This is a genomic window from Micromonospora maritima (genome assembly GCF_902825405.1).
GTDB lineage: Bacteria > Actinomycetota > Actinomycetes > Mycobacteriales > Micromonosporaceae > Micromonospora > Micromonospora maritima.
Window position 1 is genome coordinate 1 of the sequence record NZ_CADEAU010000169.1, and the last position, 10,350, is coordinate 10,350.

At 72.7% G+C, this 10,350-nt stretch carries 6 protein-coding genes; 2 read left to right on the top strand and 4 right to left on the bottom strand.

Features of this window, described 5'->3' with window-relative positions:
- Window positions 1-98 precede the first annotated feature (98 nt).
- The gene (tmk, locus tag HUW36_RS16595) at window positions 99-2,255 is read right to left on the bottom strand and encodes a dTMP kinase (RefSeq protein WP_281357532.1); all 2,157 of its coding nucleotides are present in this window, start codon (window positions 2,253-2,255) and stop codon (window positions 99-101) included.
- A 217-nt stretch (window positions 2,256-2,472) separates the two neighbouring features.
- Between tmk and HUW36_RS16600 the strand changes: the two genes are divergently transcribed.
- Window positions 2,473-3,681 carry an amino acid deaminase/aldolase gene (locus tag HUW36_RS16600; protein WP_174529006.1) on the top strand — a complete coding sequence of 403 codons (1,209 nt, stop codon included), beginning with the start codon at window positions 2,473-2,475 and terminating at the stop codon, window positions 3,679-3,681.
- A gap of 53 nt (window positions 3,682-3,734) precedes the next feature.
- On the opposite strand, the gene HUW36_RS16605 is transcribed toward HUW36_RS16600, so the two are convergent.
- On the bottom strand, window positions 3,735-4,310 hold the full coding sequence (locus HUW36_RS16605) for a TetR/AcrR family transcriptional regulator (protein ID WP_091583544.1): 576 nt from the start codon (window positions 4,308-4,310) through the stop codon (window positions 3,735-3,737).
- Window positions 4,311-4,528: 218 nt separating this feature from the next.
- Between HUW36_RS16605 and HUW36_RS16610 the strand changes: the two genes are divergently transcribed.
- Window positions 4,529-5,845, top strand: coding sequence for a D-arabinono-1,4-lactone oxidase (locus HUW36_RS16610; RefSeq protein WP_174529007.1), 1,317 nt, complete (start codon window positions 4,529-4,531; stop codon window positions 5,843-5,845).
- 60 nt (window positions 5,846-5,905) lie between these two features.
- Here HUW36_RS16610 and HUW36_RS16615 read toward each other — a convergent pair whose 3' ends face one another.
- Together HUW36_RS16615 and topA are read right to left on the bottom strand one after the other, a co-directional pair.
- On the bottom strand, window positions 5,906-6,859 hold the full coding sequence (locus tag HUW36_RS16615) for an endonuclease domain-containing protein (protein WP_246248193.1): 954 nt from the start codon (window positions 6,857-6,859) through the stop codon (window positions 5,906-5,908).
- Window positions 6,860-6,961: 102 nt separating this feature from the next.
- The gene (gene topA, locus HUW36_RS16620) at window positions 6,962-9,784 is read right to left on the bottom strand and encodes a type I DNA topoisomerase (RefSeq protein ID WP_174529008.1); all 2,823 of its coding nucleotides are present in this window, start codon (window positions 9,782-9,784) and stop codon (window positions 6,962-6,964) included.
- Window positions 9,785-10,350: the final 566 nt, after the last annotated feature.

A 10,350-nucleotide genomic window follows, 5' to 3' on the forward strand; every position in this document is an offset into this window, starting at 1 on the left:
GGGCGCGGCGGCACGCAGCAGCGCGGCGGCCGAGGCGGCGGCCCGCCGCAGCGTGGCCACCGCCTCGTCCTGCCCGACCAGGTCGCCGAAGACGTCGGTCATCGGCGGGTCTGCTCCATCGTCACCAGCTCCGCGTCGGATAACTCGGGCTGGACCGAGGTGTCCGGGCCCTGCGCCGGGCGCGGGTGCACGATCGCGGCCGGATCGACGAGGAACTCGTCCACCCGGCGGGCGACCACGTCGGCGATCTCGTCGACCGGGCGGGACGCGTCCAGCACCAGGTAGCGCTTCGGGTCACCGGCGGCCAGGTCGAGGAAGGCGTAGCGGACGCGTTCGTGGAACGCCAGCGACTCGGCCTCCAGCCGGTCGGCGCCCTCGTTGCGGGCCTCCACCCGACCCAGCCCGGTGCGCGGGTCGACGTCGAGCAGGACCACCAGGTCGGGCTTGAGGCCGCCGGTGGCCCAGGAGGAGAGCCAGGACACCTCGTCGACCGGCAGCGTCCGGCCGGCGCCCTGGTAGGCCAGGGACGAGTCGACGTAGCGGTCGCTGACCACCACCGCGCCGCGGACCAGCGCCGGGCGGACCACGGTGGCCACGTGGTGGGCGCGGTCGGCCGCGTAGAGCAGCGCCTCGGCACGCGGCGACGGCGTGTCGTCGTGGGTGGTGCCCAGCACCAGCGAACGGATCCGTTCGCCGACCCCGGTGGCACCCGGTTCGCGGGTGACCACCACGTCCCGGCCCTGGCCGCGCAGCCGCTCGGCGAGCGCCGCGAGCTGGGTCGACTTGCCGGCGCCCTCGCCACCCTCGAAGACCACGAACAGGCCGCTGGAGACGAACGGCTCGGCCGGCATCAGCGGCCGCCCCCGGATCGAGCCCCAGAGGTCGGCGAGGACCGGTACGCCCTTCTTGTCGTCCATCTGCCCGAACGCGCTGATGCCGGCGAAGATGCCGGCCGCGCCGGCGGCGAGCAGCAGCAGCCGGGTCGAGGAGATGGAGATGCCCAGGTCGGCGATGGTGAGCTGGCGGGAGCCGCCGACGCCGACCAGGAGGCTGCTCAGCGCGATGGCCAGGATCAGCACCAGCCGGGTGCCGATCTGCACCACCGCGAAGACCCGCCCGCGCACCTCGTCGGCGACCTCGCCGCCGAGCAGCGTGGTGCCGGCCAGGAACGCCATGCCGGCGCCGGCGCCGACCAGGATCGCGCCGACGATGGCCATGGACAGGTGGATGGCGAACGCGAGCACCAGCACCGAGGCGCTGGCGAGCACGATGCTCATGCCGAACCAACGGCGGCGGGACATGTCCCGCACGATCATCGGGCCGAGCCCGATGCCGAGCGCCAGGCCGACGAAGATCGCGCCGAAGAGCAGCGAGAACGCGGCGTCACCGGCACCGAGCGAGTTGGCGAAGAACTTGCCCGTGCCGACCACGATGCCGCCGCCGGCGAACGCGCCGAAGATGCCGAGCACCAGGCCCCGCACCAGCGGCGTCTGGCCGATGAACTTCCAGCCGTCGGCGAACTGGCGGAACATGCTCTGCTCGGCGCGCTCCGCCTCGCCGCGCTGGGCCTCGCTGATCTCCTTGATCCCGAACGCGACCACGAGCGCGGTGGCCAGCCGGGAGAAGGCGTTGAACCAGAGCGCGAGCTGGGCCGGCTCGGCCCAGCTCGGCAGGTCACCGCCGACCGCGCCGGGCAGCCCGCGGGTCAGCACGGCCAGCGCGATCGCCGCGGCGACCGGGGTCAGGCCGTAGGTGGTGATCAGCGTGAGCTGGTTGGCCGCTTCCAGCCGGGTACGCGGGATCAGGTTGGGGACCGCCGCCTCCTTGGCCGGGATCCACAGCAACGTGATCGACTCGATCAGGAAGGTGGCGATCAGCGCCCAGCCGACCACCAGGCCGCCGGCCGCGCCGGTGAGCGCGTAGAGCGGGATCGACGCGAAGAGCACGAAGCGCAGCAGGTCGCAGATGACCATCGTCCACCGCCGGTCGAACCGGTCGGCGAAGACGCCCGCGATCGGGCCGAGCACCAGCGCGGGCAGCAGCCGGATGGCGGTGACGCCACCGAAGGCCGCGCCCTGGGCGGTGCTGCCGGACACCTGCGAGGCGGCGAAGAGCGCGGTGGCGAGCAGGCCGAGCCAGTCGCCGAAGGAGGCCGCGCTGAGCACGATCCACAGCCTGCGGAACGGCCGGATGCGCAGCACCGAGCGGATGGCGGCGAACCCGGAGCGGTCGGCCTGACTGCCGGGCGACGACACGCCGGGCGACTCGCCGTTCTTCTGGCTTTCGATGGCCGTACCTCCACGTGCCGACCCAGATGTGGGCATCCCCGGTGGAACACTCTAGTCGCGCAGAGGGCGCCGCCCCCCGCGACATTCACCTGCTCGCCGAGCCTAGGCCGCCGGGACCACCGCCCGCAGCCCGGACAGACGCGAGGGTATTTCGCATTGTCGTCCAGACAGTTAGCGTGCAGACGTGGCCATCGACCGTGCCGAACTTCGCGATCGTCTCGACCGGGCGACCGCCCACCTCGACCCGCCGTACGCGGTGGTCGATCTCTCCGCGTTCGACGCGAACGCCGAAGCGCTGGTCGGGCGGGCCGACGGCAAGCCGCTGCGGGTGGCGAGCAAGTCCGTGCGGGTCCGGGAGCTGCTCACCCGGGTGCTCGCGCGCCCCGGCTGGCGCGGTGTGATGGCCTTCACCCTGCCCGAGGCGGTCTGGCTCGCCCGCACCGGCGTCAGCGACGACGTGCTGGTGGCGTACCCGACCGCCCACCGGGCGGCCCTCGCCGAACTGGCCGCCGACCCGGCCCTCGCCGACGCGGTGACGTTGATGGTCGACGACGCCGGGCAGCTCGACCTGATCGACCGGGTCTGCCCGCCCGGCCGCCGCCCCGCGTTGCGGATCTGCCTCGACCTCGACGCCTCCTGGCGACCGCTGCGGGGTCGGGTGCACGTCGGCGTGCGCCGCTCCCCGGTGCACAGCGCCGGGGCGGCCGGCACGCTCGCCGCCGCCGTCGCCGGCCGGCCGGGCTTCCGGCTGGTCGGCCTGATGTCGTACGAGGCGCAGATCGCCGGCCTCGGTGACGCCCCGCCCGGGCAGGCGCTGCTCGGGTCGGCGATCCGGGTCGCCCAGCGCGGGTCGTACCGGGAACTGCTGGCCCGTCGCTCGGCCGCGGTCACCGCGGTCCGCGAGCACGCCGACCTGGAGTTCGTCAACGGCGGCGGCACCGGCAGCGTGGCCGCCACCAGCGCCGACCCGGCGGTCACCGAGGTCACCGCCGGCTCCGGCCTGTACGGGCCGACGCTGTTCGACGCGTACCGGGCCTGGCGGCCGACCCCGGCGGCGTTCTTCGCCTGCGCGGTGGTCCGCCGGCCGACCCCGGGGATCGCCACCGTGCTCGGTGGCGGCTGGATCGCCTCCGGCCCGGCGGCGGACAGCCGGCTGCCCCGGCCCTGGTTGCCGGCCGGCCTGACGTTGCTCGGCGCCGAGGGCGCGGGAGAGGTGCAGACCCCACTGGCCGGGGACGCCGCGAGCGACCTGCGGGTCGGCGACCGGGTGTGGTTCCGGCACGCCAAGGCCGGCGAGGTGTGCGAGCACGTCAACGAGGTGCACCTGGTCGAGGGCGACGCGGTGGTCGCGACCGTGCCGACCTACCGGGGTGAGGGGCGGGCCTTCCTGTGACGTGACGACGGCGGGCCCCGGCGCACTCGGGTACCCGCCGCTCGGCGTGCCGCTCAACCCTGGTGGACGACCCCCGTCGGGGCGTCGACCTGCCGGTGCAGGTACTCCCGGATGAGCGCCTTCGCCTCGACCAGCACCCGCTCGTCGCCGTCGGTGCGACGGCGGAACGCCAGCTTGATCAGGGCGTCGGCGGCCTCCACCGCGACCTCCAGGTGGAACCGCAGGTCGGGCACGCCGGCCAGACCGAACCGCTCGGTGAGCACGCGGGCGAGCTGCTCCGCGATGACCCCGTTGTTGTCCCGCTGGTCGTCCAGCAGGTGCAGGTCGACCACGTCGCCGAAGTGCAGGGTACGGAAACCGGGGACGGTGCGGTGCATCGAGATGTACTCGTCGATCGCCGCGTCGACGCCGTCCCACCAGTGGGTCAGGTCGTCCGAGGCGAACCGCTCGTCGAGCCGCTGGAGGTAGGACTCCATGGTGCGCAGCGTCAACGCCTGCACGATCGCCCGCTTGTCCGGAAAGAACTGGTAGACCGACCCGATCGCCACCTCGGCGCGCTCGGCGAGCAGGGTCGTGGTCAGCCCCTCGTACCCCACCTCGTCGACGAGCTCGGCGCAGGCGTCCAGCATCCGCTGGACTCGCGCGACACTTCGACCCTGCACCGGTACCCGACGCAGCGGCCCGGTCGTGGCGGCTGGTGTGGACACTCGGCGCCACCCCCCTTCGACGGTGAACATATCTGCACGTCACGAGACTGTGACTACCGGTACAACGAGCCGGGCTCGATTGCGGTATTTACCAGGCACAACGTTCCTGATATGAATTCAGTTCATATTCATGTCGAGGAGTGGCCGCCATGACCGGTACCCCCGCCGCCTGGTCCAACTGGGCCGGCAACCAGCACAGCACGGCGCTGGTCACCGTGCGCCCGCAGACGGTCGACGACGTCGCCGAGGCGGTCCGCCGGGCCGGCGCCGACGGCCGGACGGTCCGGGCGATCGGCAGCGGTCACTCCTTCACCGCCGCCGCGGTAGCCGACGGGCACCGGCTCGACCTCGCCGACCTGGAGACCGACGTCACCGTCGACGTGGCGCGCCGCCTGGTCACCGTACCGGCCGGGATGACGCTGCACACGCTCAACGAGCTGCTCGCCGGACACGGGCTGGCGATGCCCAACCTCGGCGACATCGACGCCCAGACCATCGCCGGCGCGCTCTCCACCGGCACCCACGGCACCGGTGGCAGGCTCGGCTGCCTCTCCACCTTCGTCACCGCGCTGACGCTGGTCACCGGCACCGGTGAGGTGCTGCGCTGCTCGGCCGACGAGCACCGCGACGTGTTCGACGCCGCGCGGGTCGGACTCGGTGCGGTCGGCGTGCTGGTCGAGGTCACCCTGCGCTGCGTGGACGCCTTCGTGCTGCGCGCGCACGAGCGGCCGGCCCCGCTCGCCGAGGTGCTCGACGACCTCCCGGGCCTGCACGAACGGCACGACCACGCCGAGTTCTACTGGTTCCCCTACACCGACCGGGTGCAGGTCAAGGCCAACGACCGGGTACCCACCGACGACCGGCCGCTGCCCCGCTGGCGCGGCTGGCTGGACGACGAGTTCCTGTCCAACACCGTCTTCGCCGGCGCCTGCCGGCTCGGCCGGGCCGTGCCCGCCCTCGCGCCCCGGATCAGCGCCGTCTCCGCCCGCGCGCTCACCGAACGCACCTACACCGGCCGCTCCGACCGCGTCTTCTGCACCCCGCGCCGGGTCCGCTTCGTCGAGATGGAGTACGGGCTGCCGCGCGAGGCGCTGCCGACCGCGCTGACCGAGCTGCGCCGGATCGTGGACCGGATGCCGTTCAAGGTGCTGTTCCCGGTCGAGGTGCGGTTCACCGCCGCCGACGACATCTGGCTGTCCCACTCCTACGGGCGGGACTCCGCGTACATCGCCGTGCACCAGTACGTCGGGATGCCGTACGAGCCGTACTTCCGCGCGTTCGAGCAGGTGGCGACCGAGTTGGGTGGGCGACCGCACTGGGGCAAGCTGCACTGGCGGGACGCGGAGTCCCTGGCGAGCGCCTACCCGAGGTTCGCCGACTTCCAGTCCGTCCGCGCCCGCCTGGACCCGCAGAACCTCTTCACGAACCCGTACCTGCGCCAGGTCCTGGGCAGCTGACGACCTTGGAAGGAAAGGGCCCACATGGGGGCCGTTTTCTTCCAAGATCTCGGCTGGCGGTCAGCCCGGCCATCCTGCCGTCCGCAGGGCGGCGCGGAGTTGGGCGATCACCTCTTCGGGATGGGCGCGCAGGGCCCAGGCGGGGAACCGGAGGACCCGATCACCCTCGACCCACAGGTCGTTCTGCCGCCGCATGTCCGCCCAGGCGTGCGCCGGATCGAGATGCTGCCCGCCGTCCACCTCGACGTGCACCCGCCAGTGCTCGAAGTACGCGTCGAGGTAGCGCCGCCGGCCGGCGGAGTCCCGACGCACCACCTGCCGGGTCGGCTCGGGCAGCCCCGCGCCGCGGACGAGCGTGAGCAGGTCGAGCTCGCCCAGGGAGTGCGCACCGCCGGCCGCATCGGTGGCGGTGGACAGGATCAGCCGTCGTCGGCGGATCCGGGGCATCCGCTCCACCACCTCGTGCACGTCGTCGCCACCCACCAGCCGTTGCTGGAAGGCAGCCGCGACGATCGCGCGGGCCCCGGTGTCGGTCGGTGCCCACTGCGCGGCGTCGACGATCGACCGGGCCGCCGCCGTCCGGGGCGGCGCCGCGACCGGCACCACGTCGGGATCGGGCAGGTGGGTCGTCCGGTGCGCCAGCACACCGGTCGGCAACGGTGATCGACGGGTCGTGGCGGGCAGGAGCAGGTGGACCACCCGTTCCGGGAAGCCGCGCAGCCCGCCCGCCTGAGCCGCGGTCATGCCGCCCAGGAGCGCGGTGGGACCGGCCGCCAGCACCGCGATCCACCGGAGCTGCGCGGGACCGACCGGGCCGTTGTGCGCGACGAGAACCGCGCGATGCGCCTGTCGCCACCGGCCGGTCGTCACCCGGTGGCGGATCGCCCTACGCGTGAGATGCGCTCGTGCCTGCTGGAGGCTGAGCACGTCCTCCTGCCGGAAGAGCAGCCACGTCAACTCGTCCGCGTCATCCGACGGCAGCGCCCGCCGCATCCCCGCCCAGGAACCCGCCACCCACCCGACACTGCCCGCCCGGTGCCCTCCTCCGCCGCCCCTGTGGACAACCGCAAGATCTTGGAAGAAAAGGGCCCCCATGAGGGCCGTTTCCTTCCAAGATCACTCGTTCGGGGTGGAGGTCGCCTTCTTGGGGGCGGCCTTCTTGGCCGGAGCCTTCTTCGCCGCGGTGGTCTTCTTCGCGGCGGCTGTGGTCTTCTTCGCCGCCGTGGTCTTCTTCGCGGCGGTCGTCTTCTTGGCGGGGGCGGCCTTCTTGGTGGCCTTCTTCTTCGGAGCCGGGCCCTTCGCACGCTTCTCGGCGAGCATCTCCGACGCCTGCTCCAGCGTCAGCTCCTCCGGCGTCTGCCCGCGCCGCAGCGACGCGTTGAACTCGCCGTCGGTCACGTACGGCCCGAAGCGCCCGTCCTTGATCACCAGCGGCTTCTCGGTGAGCGGGTCGGCACCCATCTCCCGCAGCGGCGGCGCGGCGGCGCGACGACCACGCGTCTTCGGAGCGGCGAGCAGGGCCAGCGCCTCGTCGAGAGTGACCGTGAACATCTTGTCCTCGGACTCCAGCGAACGGAACTCCTCGCCCCGCTTCACGTACGGGCCGTAGCGGCCGTTGTTCGCGAAGACCTCGACGCCGTCCGGGGCCACGCCGACCAGCCGGGGCAGGCTGAGCAGCTGCAACGCCTGGTCCAGGGTGAGGCTGTCCGGCGACTGCGAGCGCAGCAGCGACGACTTGCGCTCACCGCTGGCGACGTACGGGCCGAACCGGCCGGACTTGAGCAGGATCGGCTCGCCCGTCGACGGGTCGTCGCCGAGCTTGCGCTCACCGCCGCCGCCGAGGAACAGCTCGTGCACCTTCTCCGGGGTCAGCTCGTCGGGCGCCAGGCCCTCCGGGATCGGCGCGCGGTCGCCCGGCGAGCCGCCCTCCTCGCCCTCACCGGCGGGCGTGACCTGCTCACCGCCCGGCAGTTCGCGCTGGAGGTACGGCCCGTACCGGCCGACCCGGACGACGACCTCGCGGCCCTCGTCGTCGGTGAACAGCGGGATGGAGTTGACGCTGCGCGCGTCGATCTCGCTGAGGTTCTCGGTGACCAGCTTCTTCAGCCCGCCGGCGTGCGCGATGGCCTGGTCGCCGGTGCCGTTGGCGCTGCCGAAGTAGAAGGAGGTGAGGAAGTCGACCGCGGCGTGGTCGCCGCCGGCGATCTCGTCCAGCTCGTTCTCCATGCTGGCGGTGAAGTCGTAGTCGATCAGGCGCGGGTAGTGCCGCTCCATCAGCCCGATCACCGCGAACGCCAGGAACGACGGGATCATGGCCTGACCGCGCTTGACCACGTACCCACGGTCCTGGATGGTCTGCATGATCGACGCGTACGTGGAGGGGCGGCCGATGCCCAGCTCCTCCAGCGCCTTGACCAGCGACGCCTCGGTGTAGCGCGACGGCGGCTGGGTGTGGTGGCCCTGCGCGGCCAACTCGTCGGCGGTCAGCGGCTGGTCCTTGACGAGCGTGGGCAGCCGCCGCTCGGCGTCCTCCGCCTCGGCGTTCTCGTCGTCGCTCGACTCGACGTACGCGCGCAGGAAGCCCGGGTCGGTGATGGTCTTGCCGGTGGCGCCGAAGTCGGCCTCCTCCTGCGCGGAGGAGACGGCCCGGATCCGCACCGAGACGCTGGAGCCGACCGCGTCGGTCATCTGCGAGGCGATGGTGCGCCGCCAGATCAGCTCGTACAGCCGGAACTCCTCGCCGGACAGCTCCTTGGCCACGTCGCCCGGGGTGCGGAAGTTGTCCCCCGCCGGGCGGATCGCCTCGTGCGCCTCCTGGGCGTTCTTCACCTTGCCGGTGTACCGGCGCGGCTCCGGCGGCACGCTGCGCTCGCCGTACAGCTCGACGATCTGCCGGCGGGCCGCCGTGATGGCGGTCTCCGACAGGTTCACCGAGTCGGTACGCATGTAGGTGATGTAGCCGTTCTCGTAGAGGCGCTGCGCGGTGCGCATCGTCTGCTGCGACGAGAACCGCAGCTTGCGGGCCGCCTCCTGTTGGAGCGTGGAGGTGATGAACGGCGCGTACGGGCGGCGGCGGTAGGGCTTCTCCTCGACCCGGGTGACCGTGAACGGCCGGTCCGCGAGGCGGGCGGCCAGCCCTCGGGCCCCGCCCTCGTCGAGGTGCACGACGCCCGCACCGGCCCGGACGCGGCCCGTGGTCGGCTCGAAGTCCTTGCCGGTGGCGATCCGGTCGCCGTTCAGCGCGACGAGCGTGGCGTTGAACGTGCGCGGGCCCTCGCCCGGCTTCGCCACCGCCAGGGTGGCCAGGATGTCCCAGTATTCAGCGGTGCGGAACGCCATCCGCTGGCGCTCCCGCTCGACCACGATCCGGGTCGCCACGGACTGCACCCGGCCCGCCGAGAGCTTCGGCATGACCTTCTTCCACAGCACCGGGGAGACCTCGTAGCCGTAGAGGCGGTCGAGGATGCGCCGCGCCTCCTGGGCGTCGACCAGGTCGCGGTCGATCTCGCGGGGGTTCGCCACCGCGGCCTGGATGGCCGGCTTGGTGATCTCGTGGAAGACCATCCGCTTGACCGGCACCTTGGGCTTGAGCGTCTCCACCAGGTGCCAGGCGATGGCCTCGCCCTCGCGGTCCTCATCCGTGGCCAGGAAGATCTCGTCGACCTCCTTGGCCAGCTTCACCAGCTTGCTGATCTGCTGGCGGCGGTCCGCGGAGACCACGTAGAGCGCGTGGAAGCCGTTGTCGACGTCGACGCCGAGCCGGGCCCACGGCTCGCCCTTGTACTTGGCCGGCACGTCGGCGGCGTTGCGGGGCAGGTCCCGGACGTGGCCGAAGCTGGCCTCCACGACGTACCCCGGGCCGAGGTAGCCCGAGATCGTCTTGGCCTTCGCCGGTGACTCGACGATGACCAGACGGGTGGTTCCAGCGTTGCTCGGCACGTCTCTCCCCGACCTCACTCCTACGCCATGCCCGCTTCGGGCCGTGTTTCGCCCCTCCGGACCACCGGCGGTCCGGATGTCCAACGTAACGCGCCGTCCGCGTCCCGGGTTTCGTGGGCGGCAAACGGGCCGCCTCCCCCGGCGCCCCGGCCGCACCCTGCCGGACGGCGCCACCGTACACCGTGGGTAGGGCACCGGGCGGGTCACTGTGACGATCGCGCACCCCCGGCGGAGCGGTCACCCGTCGTTTTCCGGCCCAAACCACCGCCGGGCGTGTCCGGGATCGGACAGCCGGTGGGGTTGCGTCGGCGGATCAGCCGTGCGAGCCCGGCCACTCGGCCGCCGGGGCGGCCGGGGGACGCTCCCCGACCAGCTCCGCGAGCCGGGTCACCCGCCGTCCCCCGATCCGGTACGCGGGCCCGCCCTCCTCCGGTTCCACGAACGCGGCCGGCAGCCCGACCGCCGCCAGCGCCGCCCGCACCGACGGCCAGCACGGCTCGTCGTCGGGACCGAGCCGGAGCCGGAAGATCGGAAGAGCGTCGTGTAGGGAAAGAGTGTTCAGAGCG